This is a genomic window from Microcoleus sp. B4-C1 (genome assembly GCF_036705285.1).
Taxonomy (GTDB): Bacteria; Cyanobacteriota; Cyanobacteriia; order Cyanobacteriales; family Microcoleaceae; genus Microcoleus.
The window spans coordinates 4687-26456 of the sequence record NZ_JAUBUC010000017.1 but is presented as its reverse complement, the minus strand read 5'-3'; the positions used below and the strand labels follow the sequence as shown (position 1 = coordinate 26456).

General features: G+C 44.8%; 19 protein-coding genes. 8 read left to right on the top strand and 11 right to left on the bottom strand.

The window, feature by feature from the left end; genetic code table 11:
- Positions 1 to 156: 156 nt before the first annotated feature.
- Positions 157 to 609: a cupin domain-containing protein gene (locus tag QUB26_RS09520; RefSeq protein ID WP_333237748.1), complete on the bottom strand. Its 453-nt coding sequence runs from the start codon at positions 607 to 609 to the stop codon at positions 157 to 159.
- 213 nt (positions 610 to 822) lie between these two features.
- Positions 823 to 1593 carry a cysteine hydrolase family protein gene (locus QUB26_RS09515; RefSeq protein ID WP_333237745.1) on the bottom strand — a complete coding sequence of 257 codons (771 nt, stop codon included), beginning with the start codon at positions 1591 to 1593 and terminating at the stop codon, positions 823 to 825.
- Positions 1594 to 1802: 209 nt separating this feature from the next.
- Here QUB26_RS09515 and QUB26_RS09510 point away from each other — a divergent pair, with 209 nt between their 5' ends.
- From QUB26_RS09510 to QUB26_RS09485, 6 genes are all read left to right on the top strand, one after another.
- On the top strand, positions 1803 to 3320 hold the full coding sequence (locus QUB26_RS09510; protein WP_333317686.1) for an amidohydrolase: 1518 nt from the start codon (positions 1803 to 1805) through the stop codon (positions 3318 to 3320).
- Between the two features lie 113 nt (positions 3321 to 3433).
- On the top strand, positions 3434 to 4573 hold the full coding sequence (locus QUB26_RS09505) for a serpin family protein (RefSeq protein ID WP_333237740.1): 1140 nt from the start codon (positions 3434 to 3436) through the stop codon (positions 4571 to 4573).
- 131 nt (positions 4574 to 4704) lie between these two features.
- A complete protein-coding gene (locus QUB26_RS09500; RefSeq protein WP_333237737.1) occupies positions 4705 to 5907 on the top strand; it encodes a glycoside hydrolase family 10 protein in 1203 nt (400 codons plus the stop codon).
- 14 nt (positions 5908 to 5921) lie between these two features.
- Positions 5922 to 6599 (top strand): TIGR02117 family protein, encoded by a 678-nt coding sequence (locus QUB26_RS09495; protein WP_333237735.1) that lies wholly within the window; start codon positions 5922 to 5924, stop codon positions 6597 to 6599.
- 131 nt (positions 6600 to 6730) lie between these two features.
- Positions 6731 to 7504, top strand: a complete 774-nt coding sequence (gene hisA / locus QUB26_RS09490) for a 1-(5-phosphoribosyl)-5-[(5-phosphoribosylamino)methylideneamino]imidazole-4-carboxamide isomerase (protein WP_333237733.1) — start codon at positions 6731 to 6733, stop codon at positions 7502 to 7504.
- A gap of 119 nt (positions 7505 to 7623) precedes the next feature.
- Entirely contained in the window at positions 7624 to 9033 is a 1410-nt protein-coding gene (locus QUB26_RS09485) for a cation:proton antiporter (protein ID WP_333292710.1), read from the top strand.
- Between the two features lie 144 nt (positions 9034 to 9177).
- On the opposite strand, the gene QUB26_RS09480 is transcribed toward QUB26_RS09485, so the two are convergent.
- The 9 genes from QUB26_RS09480 to QUB26_RS09445 all read right to left on the bottom strand — a co-directional run bounded on the left by QUB26_RS09480 (position 9178) and on the right by QUB26_RS09445 (position 20502).
- Positions 9178 to 12009: a PAS domain S-box protein gene (locus QUB26_RS09480; RefSeq protein WP_333237729.1), complete on the bottom strand. Its 2832-nt coding sequence runs from the start codon at positions 12007 to 12009 to the stop codon at positions 9178 to 9180.
- Between the two features lie 41 nt (positions 12010 to 12050).
- Positions 12051 to 13055: a BMP family protein gene (locus QUB26_RS09475; RefSeq protein ID WP_333237726.1), complete on the bottom strand. Its 1005-nt coding sequence runs from the start codon at positions 13053 to 13055 to the stop codon at positions 12051 to 12053.
- 207 nt (positions 13056 to 13262) lie between these two features.
- The gene (locus QUB26_RS09470; protein WP_333237724.1) at positions 13263 to 15437 is read right to left on the bottom strand and encodes a glutamine synthetase III; all 2175 of its coding nucleotides are present in this window, start codon (positions 15435 to 15437) and stop codon (positions 13263 to 13265) included.
- A 660-nt stretch (positions 15438 to 16097) separates the two neighbouring features.
- Entirely contained in the window at positions 16098 to 16229 is a 132-nt protein-coding gene (locus tag QUB26_RS09465; protein ID WP_333317684.1) for a hypothetical protein, read from the bottom strand.
- Positions 16230 to 16403: 174 nt separating this feature from the next.
- A complete protein-coding gene (locus tag QUB26_RS09460) occupies positions 16404 to 17678 on the bottom strand; it encodes an alpha/beta hydrolase (RefSeq protein ID WP_333317682.1) in 1275 nt (424 codons plus the stop codon).
- 216 nt (positions 17679 to 17894) lie between these two features.
- Positions 17895 to 18284, bottom strand: coding sequence for a hypothetical protein (locus tag QUB26_RS09455; protein ID WP_333237719.1), 390 nt, complete (start codon positions 18282 to 18284; stop codon positions 17895 to 17897).
- 68 nt (positions 18285 to 18352) lie between these two features.
- The gene (locus tag QUB26_RS09450; protein ID WP_333237717.1) at positions 18353 to 19222 is read right to left on the bottom strand and encodes a hypothetical protein; all 870 of its coding nucleotides are present in this window, start codon (positions 19220 to 19222) and stop codon (positions 18353 to 18355) included.
- 17 nt (positions 19223 to 19239) lie between these two features.
- Positions 19240 to 19647 (bottom strand): deaminase domain-containing protein, encoded by a 408-nt coding sequence (locus QUB26_RS31955; protein WP_445299597.1) that lies wholly within the window; start codon positions 19645 to 19647, stop codon positions 19240 to 19242.
- Positions 19648 to 19899: 252 nt separating this feature from the next.
- Positions 19900 to 20502 carry a 2OG-Fe(II) oxygenase gene (locus tag QUB26_RS09445; protein WP_333055556.1) on the bottom strand — a complete coding sequence of 201 codons (603 nt, stop codon included), beginning with the start codon at positions 20500 to 20502 and terminating at the stop codon, positions 19900 to 19902.
- A gap of 245 nt (positions 20503 to 20747) precedes the next feature.
- Between QUB26_RS09445 and QUB26_RS09440 the strand changes: the two genes are divergently transcribed.
- Both QUB26_RS09440 and QUB26_RS09435 read left to right on the top strand, forming a co-directional pair.
- Positions 20748 to 20969: a hypothetical protein gene (locus QUB26_RS09440; RefSeq protein WP_333246051.1), complete on the top strand. Its 222-nt coding sequence runs from the start codon at positions 20748 to 20750 to the stop codon at positions 20967 to 20969.
- A gap of 177 nt (positions 20970 to 21146) precedes the next feature.
- Positions 21147 to 21506 carry a group 1 truncated hemoglobin gene (locus QUB26_RS09435; protein WP_333055558.1) on the top strand — a complete coding sequence of 120 codons (360 nt, stop codon included), beginning with the start codon at positions 21147 to 21149 and terminating at the stop codon, positions 21504 to 21506.
- Positions 21507 to 21770 lie beyond the last annotated feature (264 nt).

The following is a 21770-nucleotide window of genomic DNA, read 5'->3' as shown; positions in this document are numbered from 1 at the left end:
CCTCTTTAGAGGACTTTAGCTATTAGACAGGGACTTCAGTCCCTGGCGGAATGGCGGGTGCGCGGGAGGACTGGCGGACTGATAGCTTAAGTTGACACGCTTTGGGCAATGCCGTGTCCTGTATTTCATCCAATTAAAAACTGCTATACTACAAACCTAGCACGATACGAGTACATCCGATCGCCCAAGAACTCTCATATCTTCCTCATCGAGTTCGACTGGTGTACCGCTGCGAATTAGTTCCACAAAATCCTCATTCGGCACCATGATGCACAAAGTGTACAAACGTCCACTGCCCGTATTCTCAATTACGTGAGTGGCAGTTGGGGGCACTAACAAACTATCTCCAGGCTGAATACTAACTGTTTTGCCGTCGCAGGTTGCTTGCCCTCTTCCTTTGAGTACAAAAAACATTTCTACTGCGAATTGATGGCGGTTGGGAGGAGTTTTGCCCCCCACATCGAAAATCTCCACGCAAACTGTTAATGAAACATTAGCTATTACCGGATCGAAGACGATAGCTAATCTATTAGTATCGCCCGGACTGATGCGAAATGCTTGGTAGTCTTTCGGAGACTTGATAACAGGAATCACGCACTGGTTTGTCATTTTTTTATTGTTAGTTGTCAGTGGTTATGTTTCTGCTGTCATTAGTGAGAATCCAGAGTCATTAGTCCGCCGCTCAACCTCCAAAGTTTATTGATTTCACAGGAGAGTTCGCTGTCAGAGCAGGAAGCGAGATATATAGGCTTTGCTGTGCGGGACTCTCGCACTCCTAAAAAACGCTTTTTATACTCCAGAGGGATACTCCCCTGATGACTGCTATTTAATTGCTTCTAACATAGCCTGAGAATCCGACAAAAAGCCAAAACATTGTTTAACGTTATAAAGAGTAGCTTGCCAGCAATACTCGGGAGATGTCGTAGCTGTACAATCTTTGACTAAAATACAGTCGTAACCGAGGAAATTAGCATCTTGCAGGGTAGCCATGACGCACTGATCGGCGTTTACTCCTCCAAAGAAAAGTGTAGTTCTGCCAAGGTTCCGCAAGATACTATCTAAAGGAGTATCCCAAAAGCCGCTCATCCGATATTTATCAACGCAAATATCCTCCGGTTTGGGTTTTAATTCATCGACAACTGCGGCCGCCCAACTCCCTGCCATCAGTACAGGTGCGTTGTTTTTTGGCAGCGGATCTCCCAAACCTATGCCGTCCCCTGTGGGATTGTAAACGTGACGGGAAGCTGCACTAATATTGAGCAAATCCGGGCGGTTTCCCCAGTTTATCCAAATAATTGGTACTGCGTGCGATCGCAATTTGGGCAGCAAATTTGTTAAAGGATTAATTGGAGTTCTGGCGGGCGTTACATCTACGCCGATATGTGCTAGCCAACCGTCGGGATGACAGAAATCGTTTTGCATATCTATCACCAACATTGCTGCTTTTGCTAAGTCCAAACGCAGGGTTTTAGTTTCTGTTTCCAGGGTAACAGGTTGAGGCGCGATCGGCGATCGGGTGATATCAGCAATTTTGGCATCAACTTTCCAAGCATTCGGCGGTACGCCCAAGGTGCGGAGAGAATCAGGATTCATATAGATTGTGATTCAAAAACAATTTCAATCTTATAACTATTTGATGGTTACTAACTTGTCATATCTTAAATCTTTGCTATAATTAAGTATCCGTGGCAACTTTTTGAGAAATTTTAGGATTTATTAACTTTATTACAGGCGATCGCAAATGTTAGCGCCCTGGAAGCATACAATAAAAATTAATGTAAATTTACAAAAAGGGTAAATCTATGAGCTTTACAATTCAAAATGCTTTAATTCCGGTTGATAGCGGTTATGAAACGGCAGATGTGCAAGTGGTGGATAATTGCATAAGTGCGATCGCGCCCAATAACCCCCCCTTTAATTCCCCCCCTTACCAAGGGGGGAATCCCGCGTCTAATTCCCCCGCTTACCAAGGGGGGAACCCCCCTTCTAATCCCCCCCCTTACCAAGGGGGGGATAGGGGGGGTCAAACAGTTATTAACGGCAAAAATAAGCTGCTGCTGCCCGGTTTTATCAACGCGCACACTCATTCTTCAGAAATGTGGCAGCGGGGCATTATTCCCCCTTTGCCGCTGGAGTTGTGGATTGCCGAATTATACGATTTTACACCTCTAGATCCCGAACAAGTTTATTTGAGCGCCTTGGGAACTGCGGTAGAAACATTGCTGTCGGGCGGTACAAGCGTAGTCGATCATTTAGTTTTGATTCCGGGGCAAGAATTAGAGACAATCGCCGCAGCAGTTCGCGCTTATCAAGAAATCGGTATCCGCGCTTTTATCGGGCCGTTAATTCAAGATGAATCCCTGACAGCGGGAATGCCTGCGGGCGATAGCGGTATCGAACACGCGGCTTACATTCGATCGACTAAGGCAACTTTGGAATTAATGGAAACAGCCATAAAACAGTTTCACACTCCCGAAAAAGGTGTTAATATGTTGTTGGCACCGACGGGAATTCAACTGTGTTCCGATGCTTTGTTTGAAGGCTGCATCGATTTGAGCGATCGCTACAATCTTTGTCGGCACGCCCACCTCTTGGAAACCCCCGCTCAAAAACAGTTAGCTTACGAAAAATACGGCTGTAGCGCTGTCGAACACCTGCAAAAAATTGGTTATTTGAGTCCCCGAACTTCCTTAGCGCACTGCGTTTGGCTGGACGATTCCGACATTGCGATTATGGCCGAAACTGGAGCGACAGTCGTACACAATCCCCTCAGCAACTTGCGGCTAGGAAGCGGGATTGCACCGATTTTGAAATACCGTCAAGCGGGAGTAAACGTATCTTTTGGTTGCGACGGCGCTGCTAGCAATGACTCTCAAGATTTGCTGGAAGCGATTAAAATTGGTTCGATTTTGCACAATATCACGGATTTGGATTACCGCCAATGGATTACACCGCGCCAGTCTGTAGAAATGGCATCGCTGGGAGGAGCAAAAGGCTTGAATCTCGCCGATGAAATGGGTTCGCTGACAGTCGGGAAAAAAGCAGATTTTGTGCTGTATGATTTAACCAGTTTATCATTGCTGCCGCGCACCGATCCGATCGGCTTGCTAATATTGGGACGCCCGACTAATGCGGTAGACAGCGTTTGGGTAAACGGCAAGCAAATTGTCGCAGAAGGTAAGGTGAAAACGATCGATGTTGATGCTTTGAGGCGGGAATTATTCGATCGCAGCGAGTGGACTAGCAAGCGTCAATCGCAAACAGTAAGTGAAATAGAAGCCCACTATCGAAAAGTCATGAACCTGCAAGGTTATTCTTAAAAAATTCACCAATAGAATATGATATCATGTCCGGTAGAATCACATAATTAGCGCCGCCACTAAAAATTAACGCAATCAACCTCGCAAATCCCAATCACTCAGAAGCACTAGCCATGACACCCCCTAACAACCAGATAAATGTAGACGCCAGACTTGTTGCAGCTAATACCAAATTTGGTTTTAACTTGTTGAACACCCTCAGCAAACAACAGCCGAATCAAAATATCTTTATTTCCCCTACTTCTGTCGCCCTCGCACTATCAATGACATACAACGGAGTAAGCGGAGAAACGAAACAAGAAATGACAAAAGTTCTCGAATTAACGGGAATGACTCCCCAAGAAATCAACTCAGCAAATCAAGCTTTGCAAAATAGTTTGCAGAAAGTTGACCCCACTGTCCAAGTATCAATTGCCAACTCGCTTTGGGCGAAACAAGGCTTCTCCTTCAAACCAGAATTTCTGCAAACAAATCAAGAATACTACAAAGCTAATCTTACCGAACTCGACTTTATGAATCCGCAAGCTCCCAGCATCATTAACGACTGGGTAAGCCAAAAAACTCAAGGAAAAATTGATCGAATAGTCAATCAAATTAGCCCCGATCAACTCTTGTTTTTGATTAACGCCATCTATTTCAAAGGCAACTGGGAAACGCCCTTTGATAAATCTCAAACTGCCAACAAAACTTTCTCTTTGCCCGATGGCACTTCCAAGCAGCATCCGATGATGTCTCAGGCAGGCAGTTATGGGTACTACGAAACAGACAAATTTCAAGCAGTCAGTTTACCTTACGGAGAAGAACGCGCTCTGGCTATGTATATTTTCTTGCCCGATTCCAATAGCAATTTGGCAACTTTCTTGCAGGAATTAACACCAGAAAACTGGAATCAATGGATGCACTTTTTGAAATTTGGGAGGGAAGATGGAAGAATTGAAATACCGCGCTTCAAAATGGAGTATGAAGTTGAACTCAACAGCACACTCATAGCTTTGGGAATGGCAGGAATTTTTGATATCTCAAAAGCCGACTTTTCTCCGATGACTGATGACAACGTAGCAGTAGATTCAGTAAAACACAAAACCTTTGTGGAAGTGAACGAAGAAGGTACAGAAGCAGCCGCAGTGACTTCAATGGAGGTAAGCTTCGGTGTGCCTTTTCAAATGAATGTAGACCGTCCATTCTTTTGTGCCATTCAAGACCATACTACAGGAACAATATTATTTATGGGTACCATCGTTGACCCCCAATAATATCAAAAATAGTAGGTGCGTCAGGAAATGTTCGATCGACTTTTAATCAAATAACCCTAGCTGACGCACCCTAACAAGCTAATTATACGGTAAAATATCAGTCTAAAAATAATCATATTTGCGACAAATTGATGATTAAACTGCACAAATGGCAGCGGATACTGGCTTTAATAGTTGTTTTTACGATCGCCCTTACCTCCTCCGCCATATTATCCCCGCGTTTGTTGGCTCAAACCCCGCCCAAAGCCCCAACAACCGAATTGCGCGGCGTCTGGCTGACTAACATTGACAGCGACGTTATCTTCTCCCGCAACAACATCATTGACGCTGTAAATCGACTGGATCAACTCAATTTTAATACCATCTATCCCACGGTGTGGCAAGGAGGCTATACGCTTTATCCCAGCGATGCAGCCCAACGAGTATTCGGACAGTCGATCGACCCCTCGCCCGGATTGAAAGACCGAGACATCCTCAAAGAAATTATAGCACAATCCCGCCAAAAAGGTATAGCAGTAATCCCCTGGTTTGAGTTTGGTTTCATGGCTCCCGCCGAATCGGAATTAGCCACACTTCACCCAGAGTGGCTGGCGCAGCGGCGCGACGGTTCAACTATTTGGAAAGAAGGCAAACACGATCGAGTTTGGCTGAATCCCTTTCATCCCGAAGTCCAGCAATTCATCTCAGATTTAATTCTAGAAATTGTCGATAATTATGATATAGATGGCATTCAATTTGACGACCATTTCGGCTTGCCCGTAGAATTTGGCTACGAGCCGTTAACCGTGTCAATGTATCAGCAACAAATCAAAAGTCCTCCCTCCAACGACCCCCGCGAAACCTTCTGGGTGCGCTGGCGCGCTGACAAAATCAACGACTTCGTGGGCAGAGTTTCCCGCGCCATCAAATCCCGCAAAGAAAAATGTATTGTCAGCTTATCTCCGAACCCTTTTCACTTTGCTTTACCCGCCCACTTGCAGGACTGGTTTACCTGGGAAAGACGCGGCTACATCGACGAAATTGTGTTGCAGGTTTATCGCAGCGATATCAAGCGTTTTAGTGCCGAACTGGAACGGGAAGAAGTTAAACTGGCTAAACTTAATATTCCAACTGCGATCGGCATTTTAACAGGTCTTAAAAATAATTCTGTTCCCCTCAAACAAATTCAAGAACAAGTGCAAGAAGTGCGAAAAAGAGATTTCGCTGGCGTGTCGTTCTTTTTCTACGAAAGTTTGTCGAATTGGGCGAAGGAAACCCCGGAACAGCGCAATTCTGCCTTGCAAGAATTCTTTCCCACAAAGATGCAGCGCCCGCCCTCAGAAGCCAGAATTTGAAACCCACGGTTAAAATGAGAAAAAGCATACAGCGCTTAGGAATTGTCATCTTATCTTTAAGCGCTTTCCTAACAATTGGCTATCTCACTCCCACAAAGTGGGGAAATTACTCGCAAGCAGATTGCACCATGTCTCTATACGTTTCCAGCCAAGGCATTCACACCGAAATCATTGTTCCAGTTAAAAATAAATATTTTGACTGGAATCAATTTTTACCGCTAATAGAAATAGGGCGGGATGCGAATTATGATTATAAATATTTGTCTTTTGGCTGGGGAGATCGAGCTTTTATGTTGGAAACTCCCACATCAGCAAGTATCAACCCAGTTACAGCTTTCAAAGCTCTATTTCTCCCTACTCCGTCTACCCTACACGTTCAAAGTTATCGGGTTTTCCCCCAAAGTATAGAAACCAAATGTGTAAAAATTAGCGGCGAAAATTATCTGAGACTGGTAAAATTTATTAAAAATTCATTCCAATTAGACGCAGCAGGTAATAAAATTAAAATTAGCTACGGCTACGGCAACAGCGATAGTTTTTATGAAGCAAAAGGCAGTTACTCTATTTGGAAAACTTGCAACGACTGGACGGCCGAAGCTTTGCAACAAGCCGATGTCAATACTCCTTTATGGTCAACGCTTTCTGCGGCGATTATGTTTCATTTAAATAGCGGCTGCGAATGTCAAAGATAAATGGTATTAACGAATGGTAATAATGTTTTACTTTAGCTTATAAAATTTATAATAAATGATTATGTATGGGTGGGATGTTAAAGTTGCATTGTGTTTTTTAACTGGTATAATTAGCAATTTGAGCAAAAATCATGAATGTAATTCCAGCGATCGACTTATTGGATGGAAAATGCGTCAGATTGTATCAGGGAGACTACGCGAAGTCTCAAACTTTTAACGACAACCCCGTCGAAGTCGCGAGACAGTGGGTAAATGAAGGCGCGACAATGCTGCATTTAGTAGACCTCGACGGCGCTAAAGCCGGTCATCCAGTCAACCAAGCAGCCATTGAAGCGATCGTCCGATCAGTAGACGTTCCCTGTCAAGTAGGTGGGGGAATGCGCGATCGCGCTTCTGTTGCTGGTATCCTTAATTTAGGCGTTCGGCGCGTCATTCTCGGCACTGTCGCCGTCGAACAACCGCAATTAGTCGGCGAATTGTGCGCCGAATTTCCCGATCGAATTCTGGTTGGCATCGACGCCAGAAATGGTAAAGTTGCTACTAGAGGCTGGCTAGAAACTTCGGAAGTTTTAGCGACAGAATTGGCGCAAAAAATGGCCGAGTTAGGGGCGGCTGAAATTATTTACACCGACATTCACCGTGACGGTACTATGGAAGGGCCGAATTTGGACTCTTTACGCGAAATTGCTAACGCTATTTCGATTCCGGTGATTGCTTCCGGTGGCGTTAGTTCGATCGCCGATTTGTTGAGTTTGCTGGCTTTGGAACCAATTGGTGTCAAAAGTGCGATCGTCGGTAGGGCAATTTATACCGGCGATATCTTGCTAAAAGAAGCAATTCAAGCAGTCGGACAAGGGCGGTGGCAGGATGTACCCCCAGATTTGGGTTCTTCAAGCTTTGCTTGATAATCATGTCGAGTTAACTGGCTACCCAATATGTAACAGTTATCAATTTTCCGACTCACAATCAACAGTCAACAGTCAACAGTCAGCGTAGAATCGTATTTCTTACCATCATCGTAACCATGTTTTTGAACCATACAATTACAGCTTTAAGTTCTGGTATGGCATCCCTAGTTGCTCCCATACCTTTGTTAGCAACAGTCGAAGCCGAAAATTCGCCGATCGTTCTGAGCGGAGTTTTGCTCACTTTGGTAGTGATTTATCTCGCCAGTAAATTAGGCGCGGAAGCGGCTAAAAAGTTCGATTTGCCACCGGTTTTGGGTGAACTTGTAGCAGGGGTAATTGTTGGCGTATCTGCTTTACACCTGGTCATTTTTCCCGAAGCAGGGCTGTCAGCCTCAGACTCAGGGATTATGACAGTTGTGCAATCGATTAATCATCTGTCTCCTGCCGCCCTCACCAGTGTGTTTGAATCGCAGAGTGAAGTCATTTCAGTGCTGGCTGAAATAGGCGTGATTATTCTGCTGTTTGAAATTGGCTTAGAGTCGGATATCAGACAACTCAAAGAAGTGGGGGTTCAAGCCGTCGTTGTCGCCTGTGCCGGCGTGGCAGTTCCCTTTGCCGCTGGTACTGCGGGCTTGATGATAATTTTCCACACGGCGGCGATTCCGGCGATTTTTGCGGGGGCTGCTTTGACGGCAACCAGCATCGGAATTACCTCCAAAGTTTTGTCGGAATTAGGACAACTCAAATCTAAAGAAGGTCAAATCATTGTTGGTGCAGCGGTGATTGATGATGTGCTAGGAATTATTGTCCTGGCTGTTGTCGCCAGTTTAGCGAAAACCGGTGAAATTGATGTTGTTAATGTCATCTATTTGATTGTCAGTGCAACTGCGTTTCTGTTGGGTTCTATTCTGTTGGGCGGCATCTTCAACAAAAGCTTCACTGCGGTGGTGGAGAAACTCAAAACTCGCGGCAATATAGTCATCCCGGCATTTGTCTTTGCTTTCTTCATGGCTTTTCTGGGCAACGCAATTCATCTCGAAGCGATTTTGGGTGCGTTTGCGGCTGGTTTGGTGTTGGATGAAAGCGATGCCCGCAACGAGTTGGATGAACTGGTGAAGCCGATCGCGGATTTGCTGGTTCCCATCTTTTTTGTAACCGTGGGAGCTCGCGCGGATTTGGGGGTTTTGAACCCAACAGTGCCAGATAATCGGGCTGGCCTTTTGATTGCCGTATTTTTGATTGTGGTTGCGATTTTGGGCAAGCTGATTACTGGTTGGGTGGTGTTTGGTCTGCCGGGAATCAATCGATTGGCGATCGGAGTGGGGATGATTCCTCGGGGCGAAGTCGGGTTAGTTTTTGCTGGCATCGGTTCCGCGAGTGGGATTTTGGATAAACCGTTAGAAGTCTCGATTATTATCATGGTGATTCTGACGACATTTTTAGCGCCGCCTTTTCTGCGGGTTGCCTTTGGCGATACGGTAGAGCCTCCTGCTAGTGGCGAACTTTCTAGCGAGAAAATCGTTTGATTACCGGGTGATATTAAGTCGGTTTTGAGGTGGTTGGGGGCGATCTGCTGGTATTGAATCACTTGGCGGCGATCGTCTCCCTTGCTACTCATTCGCCTCCTGGTTCAGACGGGGTGACAACCACTTCAGAGAATGCGATCGCAGTTATTTACCCACGAGTGCTACAGCACCGCTTTGTAACACAGGAATTTCAATGCGGAACTCTGCTCCTTGATGGGGTTGAGAGAAACACTGGAGTAAGCCACCATGCTTATCAACTACAATTTGATAGCTGATGGATAGTCCTAATCCAGTTCCTTTACCAATTGGTTGGGTGGTGAAGAAGGGATTGAACACCTGTTGTCTAACAGTTTCCGTCATCCCTGGCCCATTGTCTTGAACTTGAATCACCACGTTTTTAGAACAATTGGGCCCAGTTTCCTTTGTGACTAGCTTAGTCCGAATAGTGATGCGACTGGGATTTGTTTGGATGTCTTTTCGAGAACGCTGATTGTCGTAGTTTTCTAAAGCATCGATCGCATTTGCCAGAAGATTCATAAAGACCTGGTTCAACTGTCCGGCATAGCACTCTACCAGCGGTAAGTCGCCGTACTCTTTAACAATTTCAATAGCAGGATGATCCGATTTCGCCTTCAGTCGATTTTGCAAAATCATCAATGTGCTGTCAATTCCCTCGTGGATATCAACTGGCTTCATTTCTGCCTCATCCAGCCGCGAGAAGTTTCGTAGCGACAGGACAATTTCACGAATGCGATCGGCTCCTACCTTCATTGAAGTCAGGATTTTGGGTAAATCTTCACTAATGAAGTCCAGCTCGAACTCTTCAATTTTTTCCTGAATTTCGGTATTAGTTGGATAGGTTTGCTGGTAAAGCTGAATCAACTTTAGTAAATTTTGCGTATAGTCCGCAGTATGGCTCAGGTTGCCATAGATAAAGTTGACTGGATTATTAATTTCGTGAGCAACACCAGCAACAAGTTGCCCCAAACCAGACATTTTCTCTGCCTGAATAAGCTGTGCCTGAGTTTGCTGTAAGGTTTTGAGTGCAACCTCAGCTTCCTCTTTTGCTTGCCTTAATGCAGCTTCGGCTTGCTTGCGCTCAGTAATATCCAGTGCCAAGGATGCAACTCCCACAATCTTTCCAGCATTCCCTACTAAAGGTGTATTGAACCATTCGCAAATAATGGTTTGGCCGTCTTTCGTAATATTTTCGTTGACGCTATAGATTCCTCCAACCTGAACCAACAACTCGTTCATAACTTGATCAACTACCTTTCGGGCAGACGCAGGCACAATTAATTCTGTGACATGGTGTCCGATCGCCTCTTGAGCCGTGTAACCAAAAATCTGCTCGGCCGCTGGATTCCAGGCCGTGACTTGAAAGTTTAAATCCCATTCCACCACGGCCAGTGAAGTTTGGCGGAATAGAAAAGATAGTCGCTGTTCCGACGCTTTGAGTTCTTCTTCTACCTGTTTCCGTTCAGTAATGTCAATGCCTGTTTTGATGATGTACTCAATTTCACCTTGATTATCCAGTAAAGCAGTATCTGACCAGGCAATCAGTCTGAGTTGTTGATCTTTACTCATCCAACTGCCTTCATACTGCTGGGGAAAATTACCAGATTGCAAAGACTCAAAAGTAGTTTTGGCAAGTCCTGCTAAGTCTGAGTTCGGGAACAAGTCCCAAAAGTAGCGCCCTTTCACTTCACTAAACGAGTAATGAGTCATTTGTTCGCAAGCTCGGTTAAAGCGAACGATTTGTCCCTGCGGGTCGAGAACAACTACCAGGGCACCTGCAATTTCAAGAATTGCTGAAACAAAATTCCGTTCCACTTCAACTGCTGTAATCAGTTCCTCTAACTGGGTTGCCATAGTGTTAAAGGCGATCGCCAATGTCCCCAGTTCGTTTTGGCTATCAATGTTGACCCGCGTCTCTAATTCCCCCGCACTGAGTTCAGTAGCTGCCGTGGTTAAGCGCTGGAGTGGCACCACAATTTGCCGAATAAATAGAAAGCCAATGCCAACAGCGACGATCATCACCACCATCAATGAGCCTCCCATAATTGAGAGCATTTGGTAAACGGGAGCATAGGCCTCAGCCGTTGGCAGTTCTACAACCACCGTCCAATTCACGCTCCGAACTAAGGTACTGGCTCCCAATACTTCTACCTGCTTTAGACCCAGATAAACATTAAGGTGCTTAGTATCTTCCGATGCTTTCAAAAATTGAAAAAAGGGACGCTTAGAAATATCTTGAAACTGAAAAGTTTCTGGCTTACTACCCTTTTGAGCAATGAGAAAATTACGCTCATCAACTACATAGACATAACCCGTCTTGCCAACCTCGATTTGGGAAACAACAAACCAGAGAAAGTTGAGATTTACCTGCGCTAATAGCACCCCATCCACCTCATCTCGCTCATTCCGAATCGGAACCGCCAAAATGGTTGTGGGTTGGTTTGTTTGAGGATTAATTTCTACAGGACTGACATAATCTTCCTGTTGTTTAAAAGCACGAATAAACAGTGGCGAATTGGCTGGATTTTCTAACTTGAACGGTTCGTAGGGTGAAACTGACGTGACAACTTGTCCCTTCCGGTTCAAAATGGCAACGGCTTCATAAGCATCATGATGACGAATTAACCCTTCCAACAGGCTCTGCTGCGCTTGAGGTTGAAAGTTTGTGAGTCCTTTAACCCTAGCTAAATAGCTCAGTTTTCGTTTCAAGTCATCTAAATAATTATCAATCTGCCCTGCTGCTGTCTGGCTACGCTCTTCTTGGAGCGATCGCGATTGCTGGATCTGCGCCTGAAAGCTGAGGTAGATCAGCAAACCACCTGTGGGCAGTAAGCTCAGGAGAACCAAAAATATCAAACCATAGCGGAGCTGATTTGCAATAGAAAAGAAGCGTTGCCAGGGATGAGAACGGGAGCTTCTGGCGATCGGCAGAACGCGCTCGTTGCGTTGATTTTGCATCGGACTTAGAATCAATATTTGTAAACCAATTAATCGGTACACTAAGGAGAAACATCAATTTGGCCAGTCGTCACAGCATCTCGGATAATCTTGAAAGTGTCCTCTTCCTGAGACGTGAGACTACCACGGAAAGGGGCAAAGTCGTAGATTTTTTCCTTGAGCCCAAACTTGTAAAGTTTTCCTTCCCAGCGACCTTCCTGGGTTAACACCGCCGCATTGAGCACCAGATTGGGAATGTCCTCCAGAACGCTAGTTAGGACTTTGCCGGGAGCCAGTTTGTACTGATCCTTTCCCCAACCAATTACAAGGACTCCTGGCTTTTGCGTAACGGCTTTTAGCGCGGCTAACCCTGCCTCATCCGCGTTGATTGTCAAAACATCTACTCCAGATGCAACCATATCCGTTGCCACTTTGGTGGCTTTGTCCGTATCACTCCAAGTGTTGAGAAAAGCAGTCGAGGCTTGAACAGAGGGATTCGTTGCCTTCACTCCCCGCCTAAACAAGGCTTCTTCTTCTTGGTAAACCGGATAAGGTGCACCCACAATATAGCCAACTTTATTGCTTTTGGTCTTCATGGCAGCCAAAGCGCCTGTGAGGTAGCCCACCTCACCCGATCGAAAGGCAACAGCCCCCAAATTTCTGTTATTCCCTGGATGCGTTGTAATCAGGGCAAATTTCGTTCGCGGAAATTCTTTAGCGACCTTTTCGGCAGCTTTGATATAGGCACCACTGGCGGCAATTACCAGGTCATAGCCTGACTGGGCATATTTGCGAATGGCAGCTTCACTATGTTCACCGTCAATTTTGTCAGTAATGTCTACCTGAGCATTAAATTTATCTTTGATTAGATTCAATCCTTCAAAGCAGGATTGAGCCCAACTGTGGTTATCTTTAGGTCCTATGGTGACCATTGCCACTCTAAAGCTGCTAGAGGTACTTGCTTCCGGGGAAGAGTTTACGTTCGGAGTCGATCGACTGCAACCGATCGCAAAAATCAGAGCTAGAGCCGCCAGAGTCATTTGTTTCAAGAGAGATTGAATTCGCATAATAGCTTTTCGCAGCAATATTACTTTTTCTACGCCGATAAATTTGTTGAAGGGTATCTCAACAATTTTTACAACTCTTACTCTAGCTCGCACTTAATGACTCTGGCCGATTCAGCGTACCACTCATTTAACCTCAAAAACAAGTAAGGACACGGCACTGCCGTGTCCTTACAACTCTAACCTGCAATTAACCGAATTTGTTTGCTCTTACTTAACAAACAGCATTTCTTGATAAGTAGGCAGAGGCCACAAATCATCAGCCACTTCACCTTCCAGGGCATCCGCATACTGGCGAACCTCATCCATCAAAGGACGAATTGTTTGCGAAGCATATTGCATATGGTCTTCTGTCGAAGCAAAATCGTGCTTGCTCAAAGCAGCGCTCAACTTGCTTGCAGTATCCATCATGGACTTAAGCAAGACCGCTACTTTTTCGGCAGTTTCCTTTTCCAGTTCAATCCCAATCTCTTTCAATTTAGAAATCGTGCCGGAAAGTTCCGCTAAATACCTCACCGCTGCGGGGTAAATAATGGTTTTTGCGATGCTGATTACCAGTTTTGCTTCGACTTCAATTGCCAGCAAATACTGCTCAGCATAAACATCGTAACGGCTTTCCAATTCAACGGGAGTCAGAACACCTGTCTTTTCAAACAAGTCTTCAATGTATCCTTCCTTCAACACGGGTAAAGCATCTGCCGTAGTCCGCAAGTTAGCTAAACCCCGTTCCTCAACGGCCATTTTGTGCCATTCTTCGGAATAGCCGTCGCCACCAAATACAACCGCACCGTGCTCGTCCATCACTTCTTTGAGAATGGTTTGGATGGCAGCATTCAGTTCAGTTCCCTTAGCCAAATCGCTTTCTAATTTGTTAGCAATCCAGTCCAAAGAATCTGCAAGAATTGTATTCATCGCCACCAGTGGCCCGGAAACAGACTGACCGGAACCTACTGCCCGGAATTCAAACCGGTTTCCAGTAAAAGCAAAGGGCGAAGTCCGGTTTCTGTCTCCAGCATCCTTCATGAAAGTAGGCAGTGTTTCTACACCTAAGTTCATAATTCCCCGACCTTTAGAGTCCTTAACTTCTCCCCGGCTAATTTGCCCGAAGATATCTTCTAATTGCGAACCCAAATAGACAGAGATAATTGCTGGTGGAGCCTCATTTGCACCCAATCGGTGGTCGTTGCTGGCAGTAGCAACTACCGCGCGCAATAGCGGCCCGTATTTGTGAACTCCGCGAATCACAGCGCCGCAGAAAACTAGAAATTGTATGTTCGAGTGCGGTGTATCGCCTGGGTCTAATAAGTTTCCTTGGGTGGCATTGCCGATCGACCAGTTGACGTGTTTGCCAGAACCGTTAATGCCGGCGAAAGGCTTCTCGTGCAGCAAACACATAAAACCGTGTTTCTTCGCAGTGTTGCGGAGAATTGTCATGGTTAATTGTTGGTGGTCGCTGGCGACGTTTGCCGCTTCAAAAACTGGTGCAATTTCAAACTGACCGGGAGCTACTTCGTTGTGGCGGGTTTTGGCAGGAATTCCCAGCCGGTACATTCTTTCTTCTACTTCCTGCATGAAGACTTGAACGCGCTCTGGAATCGCTCCAAAATAGTGGTCGTCAAATTGCTGACCTTTGGCAGGAGGTTTGCCAAACAGGGTGCGACCTGCTAGCAGTAAATCGGGGCGGTTGTTGGTGAAATTGGCATCTACCAGGAAGTATTCTTGTTCGGAACCGCAACTGGAATTTACCGGAGCAACTTCGGTATTGCCTAGTAGCTTTAACACTCGAGTTGCTGCTTTATTCATGGCGGCAATCGAACGCAAAAGCGGCGTTTTCTTGTCTAAGGCTTCACCTGTCCAGGAGATGAAAACAGTGGGAATGCACAATGTCATGCCGTTGTCTGTTTCCATGACATAAGCAGGGCTGGTGACATCCCAGGCTGTATATCCGCGAGCGGCCGCAGTCGAGCGAATGCCGCCGTTGGGGAATGAGGAACCATCGGGTTCGCCTTGTACGAGAACTTTGCCTGCAAATTCTGAGATGACGGAACCGTCGCCTTGCACTGAGATGAAACCGTCGTGCTTTTCGGCGGTGCCGTTGGTTAGCGGGTAGAATACGTGGGCGTAGTAGAGGGCTCCTTTGGAAATAGCCCAATCTTTCATTGCTACTGCAACTACATCAGCTACGGAAGCATCGAGTTTTTGGCCGGTTTGAACGGTGTTTTTTACTGATTTGAAAATGCTTTTGGGCAGACTTTCTTGCATCTTGCTCAGAGTAAAAACGTCTGTTGCCCACATATCTTCTAGCCGCTTGGGAGGCCGACTAGGCATCAGTTTGCGGTTGACGATTTGAGAAATTGCTTGAACGCGCGATTCGTTTCCACTCATGGTTATTTTTATTGGTATTGCGGGACGAGTAGTTGAGAAAAAATAGATGTTAGCAAAAGTCTAACGATTGACGAATATGTTGGATTTACCTAAGATTTTGCACCATTCTCAATAACGGGCAAGATGCCCGTTCCACAAGAGATCAATTTTCTCGCTTCACAGGCCGTCCAGCCTGTTCATAAAAGGCTAATTGAGAATGGTGCAACATATGAGATTTACCCAACATTTTTTGTCAAAGCTAACTTTTGCGAGAATGCCTTTTTTGGCAGGCTCTACAAGATTGGATGAGCGAGGCGCAATCACTTCGCCGTCCACCGGGCGTGAGAATCCAGTGTGAGATGCGGTTGGATTTCGGTTATTAGCAAGAAGATAGATGGCAAGAGCCTGTACAAACTTGAGTCAACATTATAGATGTCTGCACTGCACAAATTTAGTAATTAATCTTTACCCTGGTCAGCTCAAAAATTTTGTGCGAATCAATTCCGATGAATTCAGGTCAAAACTACTTATGGTTTTTAACGGTTCGACGATCGATAAATCGCAGTCCAGCAAACAACGCACTCGTTTAGGAGTTTTGGAGAATTATGGAGAGTACACAATCTACACTTGGAGAGTTTAAACAATCATTAACCAAATAAATGTATTGTATGCTACAGAATTTTAGGTTTTTTTCAGAAAGGTCGATCGCACCAAGCGCACACAACCGCAGGGTTTCAGTTTAACAGGACGCGGGGCGCTCAAACTAAGGGCGATCGTACTCGCATAGGGCATAGGGCATAGGGCATAGGGCATAGGGCATAGGGCATACCTCACCACGCTTGAGAACCGCTATATAATAAATAAAGTCTTGCAACTCTTCTAAAAGTTGGTGCGACAATTTGCCGTAGAAATCTTTACGAGATTTGGGAACTTATTAAACTGTTATAGCCGCAGTTTATTGATCCTAAATGAGTAAGTTGATAATTTTTATTTAACTCCTTGGTAATCCGAAGACTTTAGAGCATGAGCCAAAAAGCGTTCTGTGTAGTACAAAGCTAATTGATTGCTCGGGCCATTAAAAACTGCATCAAAAGCGTGTTCAGCCCAAGGAATTTCGAGCAAAATAGCCCGTGAAGCGAAGCTATCCCGTAGGGAATCGCCCGTGGCTCGCAATCGTTGGTAGAGCGATCGACCAAACTTGGGCTGAACGATATGGTCGCGACCTGCATAAACCAGTAGAGAAGGGGGAAGATTCGGTTTAATATAATTTATGGGAGAAGCCCGACGGTAAAGCTCATTGAGTTCGTCTGGGGTTCCTCCCAGAAAAGCACGCAAGACGGCTCGAACATTTATGGCATCAGGAAAAGGTGGGTCATTGTATCCCCGAATCAGGTCATTTGGCCCGTAATAGTTGACCACGGCTCGAACTGGAAGCACACTAGAATCATAAGCAGTTAGCATTGCTAAATGGGCACCGGCAGACCTTCCCATCAAAGCAATTCGATCGAGATCGATGTCCCAATCAGCAGCATGAGTTTTGATATAGGAAAGAGCAGCTTGTACGTCCTCAAGCTGAGCAGGAAATCGATACTTGGGAGCGTGGCGGTAAGCAATTGCAACCACACAATAGCCTTGGGCGGCCATATAACGGCTGAATTCCTCATTGGCATCGGGATTGCCTCTTTGCCAAGCTCCCCCGTAGAGTGTGATAATCGCCGGATATTTGCCAATTTGCATCGGCCGGTAAAGGTTTAATTGTAGTGAAACTCCGTCAGGTTTGGCAAATCCAATAGCCCGATCGATCCTAACCTCTTTGATGGGAATTCCTCGGAACGCATCTGCGAGGATAAACGGTTGAGGGCGTAGCTGCGCGCGATCGGCTTGAGGAAGGGCTGCTAAATAGTTTTCCCCTAAAACTGCTTGCATTTGGGTAGCGATGGCTGCATTGGCTGCTGGAAACTGAATCAGGGGTAGCAGGCCCAGGATTAGGGCGAACAGGTTACAAATTGACAAAATAATGTAGACTTTGCCTTGATGCCGTCTGAGCAGGTTCAGCAAAAGGGCGATCGTATTGATACCAACCAACCAAGGACTGATTTCTGGTGCTCCCACCGCCAAAGGGTACAGGAACATCGTGGGTGCTGGTATGATGATCCAGAGACTGAGAAATAGGGCGATCGTACTCAGGAACCAAGAAATAAATGGCGAGACTAAGAATGCTGCCAATAAAGGTAACTTTTTGCGGTTCTTCTTGTGGATCATCGGATTTTCGCAGCCTAATTTTTAATCAGTTTAAATTAATCTGGCGGTTTTTATTGGTAAGGCGATCGCCTCTGGCATTTTACCCAGCCTAAACCATCAAAAATCAACCCGTTTTGAATCAGCAAATCTAACAGGATTTTTCGTTATTTTTTCAATATTTATGCTGACTAAACGGGCATTTCCTCAAAGGTTTCCCCATTAATATATAAACATAAATTAATAAGGCTCAAACCTTCTGCTATCATAGTAAAAAGTTAAAAAGGTGCCGTTTTCAACTACGATCCCAAGAATGATATCTAAAGTTTCTAAGAAGTAGGGACTACCAGCTTCCTTATCAGTGCTGATGACAGGTTGATATAATATGGCAATAACAATTGCTGGTTGATTCTTGCGGGGAAGCTTTCTATTTTTTAAGTTTTCCTTCCATTTCACGATTTGTCCAACTTCCAAAGATTCTTTTTTGAGAAAACTTTTACAAACTGATTTAAGCTGGGCAATATATTCCTCTCCATAGTTGTTTTCTTCCTCTTCATTAACATCTTGATCGCGCTCTTTTTCGTGAAGATTTTTCATTATTTCAGCTATAATATCTTCTGGCTTACTCATTGCAGTCCTTCCTTTAACTAAAAATAGTTTCAACGCTATCTTTATATATACTTGCAGTGTTACTTAGATTAACTTGCCCACTTATCAAGTCTAACATCCCCTGGTATCGTGTTTAAATAATCCTCAAATTTGTTAGGGAAAGTTCGCAGGTTTGACCTCTGTCTACTGATAGAAGCTGTCAAGATAATCTTCCACATGGCAGAGCTAATTTCCTCCAATTTATTCATCTGACAAAAACTCTTATTTTTTTCAGTCCCCAATTTATCTAGCGAGTAGATAGAACTAGGAGGCATTAGATACCAGCTTGCTGGTACAACCTCTAGTAGCCACCAATCGAATAATTCACGTCGTCCGTGGGAACCGGGGAAGATTGCATAGCCCTCTAAACAATTCTCTAATATATCTAGTAATGATTCTAAGGATTGATTGTAATCCAAAGTTTTAATCGCACTCCTATAAACATCTAATGCTTCAAATATTATTTGAAAATTTGCCAGTTGTTTATCTTTTGTATAATCAATTTTAATCCCATCTCCTAGAGCATTAAACTCTTCCTCTCTTAGAGCCTTAGAAAACTTTCTTTGAGAATTCAGCATCTTTTCAAGATTTTCTAGGAGCCAGAGTTCTATCTTACTAATAGTTTCTTGTGGAAGCAAGTTTAATGGTTGATAATATTGAACTGTTGGTTCTACAACTGAAGCTAGTATCAGCGCCATCCAAACATAACGAATGTGGCTCAGTGTTTGGTTGTTACTCTGAAACACTTCCAGAATTTCATCTAAAGCATCTTGAAGTGAAGCTGCATCCTCTGCTTCTGGTTCATAGAGTTCTTCATAATGTTGCTGCCCTACCCTACTTAGCGTACCTTGGATGGATTCAGGCAATTGGCGCAACAAGGACAACCTTTTTTCTGTAAGACTGCTGTATTCCAAAGTCATAACTGATTTCTTCCTCTTTAAGATTCGGGTGGATACGGGTAATCCCAGAAAACTTCTATCTTTATGTGCGGGAACTTCTCCTGAAACTGTCTCAAAATGCTATTACAACTTTCACATGGCTGGAACTCAGTATACAGGTAGAGTTGGCCTTCTACTTCAAGATCGTAGAACATCTCAAGAGTATCAGCAATTTGTGACAAAACTTTGTACTCAGCATCAGTATCCATCATACGCTGGGTTCGAGAATCAATAGCTGGCTCGAATTGTCCTCCTGCTGACTTCGGCTGGGGTATTTCCCTAATTGGACTTTTCTTGCCACCTTTAGATGTTGCTGCTGCACAAAAGGCTACACCTCCCTTAACCTGTAGCTCAGCAAGTGCGACATTTCCTTTGCCGGGTGGTTTCTTGAGGTACTGCTGTCGGATTAAAACAGCATTAGCTTGTAAGTCCTCTTTTTTCAGAACTTTAGCTCCTCAAAAAACTATATTTATAAAGCTAGCATCATTCTTTGTTTCCTTCAAGGCTTTCGCCCATAATGCTCGGTCTTAAGCCACTCGGATCGCAGTAGTTGTTATGGATAATCTCCTAGCACATAAGTTGGCGGTGATTGAACCCTTGATGCAAGCGGCGGGTTAAGCGTGTCCTGAATTTATCACCCTTCTAGGAGCGAATAAACATTACTTAATTTTTGCTTTCGCGGCCCTAGATTCCACTGTGAATCCTGGAATATCTTGCAATTCTGTTTCGCTCAAACTGTACTGTTCGCAAACCAAACTCAAACGAGTCCCGGTACTTTTAACAGCGTTGACAGAGTGAGTCAAATCTCCTTGAAAATAGATTAGCGAGTTGGCTTGTGGCTTAATCTGGCCGACTTGCTGTTTGTTGCGCCGCAGTATCAATTCTCCCCCTTGCAAGTTCGGCGGTACTTGCACGTATAAAACGCTGACGGCTGCGGGAGGTTCAACTGTTTTGCAGTACGATCGCAAGGATCGATCGATATGCGGATCGACGCGGGAACCTTCACCCAGCAACAAAGGGTTGAGGTAAAAAGCATTGCATTCAGGCAGTAATGCTTGGTCTAGATAGGGTTTGAACAAGGGGAACCGCCGTTCTACTTCGGCGATTTCCGCACGTTGAAACACGACGGAAAACCCTTTTGTGCCAATGAAATCGCGATTGAGGTTGTTGATTGCTAGATAAGGGGAGGCTAGAATTGCTCCTCGCAAGTCGTTGAGGTAGTCGATCGAGAAAGCGTTAGGATGTTGACTATAGTATTTCAAGGCACTCAAAAATCATCAAAGTTCAAGGAAACAGCAGATAGAAATGTAGCAATCGCTCAGACTTGGGATTGCTTCGTTTCTCGCAATGAGATAATAATGTTTATTTGTGTCCGCGTACTTAAGTCAAAGGTTTTTCTTAACTGCGGGCGATCGCCCGGAAGTCTCGCAACCGACTAGCAACGGCAGAATATCAGTATACAGGCGATCGTTGTGGTGATTCGATTATATTTGCAGTTTGATTATACATGATGCTGCTGGGAAGCCGATCGCCCATTTATTTTAACTTGTCCAATTGCAGGGGCGATCGCAATTTCCGCGATCGCAGCCTGCCTCTGTTTTATCACCGATTTCTTGAGTTTGCTAGCTGGAAAACAGATGCGTGTTGGTGGTGTATAGGAAACATCTTGCTAAAACCAGCAATCCGTGCATTAGGTAAAACTGCTGGGAGGGCGATCGACAATATCTAACTGGCGAGAGAACGTTAATAAAGTTTACAATTAGAGAATGTGGTCTAAGAAATACCAGCAGTCGCAACAGTTACTCAGTAATTATTTCAGATTAAATTAACATTTCACAGTGGAAAAAAGCCAAGCTGCCAGCTATAATTAAAGAGTAAGGGAAAAAAAATAACTCGCTGAAACGATATGGCAACAACATTGTACGAAAAAATGGGTGGAGAGCCAGCCATTAAAGAGATAGTCGATGATTTTTACCGCGATGTTTTGGCTGACGAGATAGTGAGCCACTTCTTCGATCATACAGATATGGAAAAGCAGCGCCGCCATCAAACTGCTTTTATCTCCTATGCCCTTGGCGGCACCAAGCAATACTCAGGCCGTTCAATGGAGAAAGCACACGCAGGTTTGAATTTACAGCCTGAACACTTTGATGCAATTGTGAAGCATTTGACCGATGCAATAGTTGCCCACGGCGCATCCCAAGAGGATCTCGATGAAGCGCTAGGTAAGATCGCGACTTTGAAAGAGGCTGTTTTGTACAAGTAAAATCGAGTGAAGGCAAGAGGGTTTTTGCAGCCACTAGAATAGTGATAAAAGTGGAGATTTCGTAAGGGTGAAGCGAAAGCTCCACTTCGTTTTTTGCCGGATATAATGAACCGCTTTCGAGGCGAAGCAAGAGAAAAGTTCACAATTGAGGCGTTATCAAGAACAGGCAAGATGCCTGTTCCACAAAAAAATTTAGTCTTTGTGGAACAGGCATCTTGCCTGTTCATAAAGCCTGATTTAAAATAAAAAATGGTGCAAAGGCTC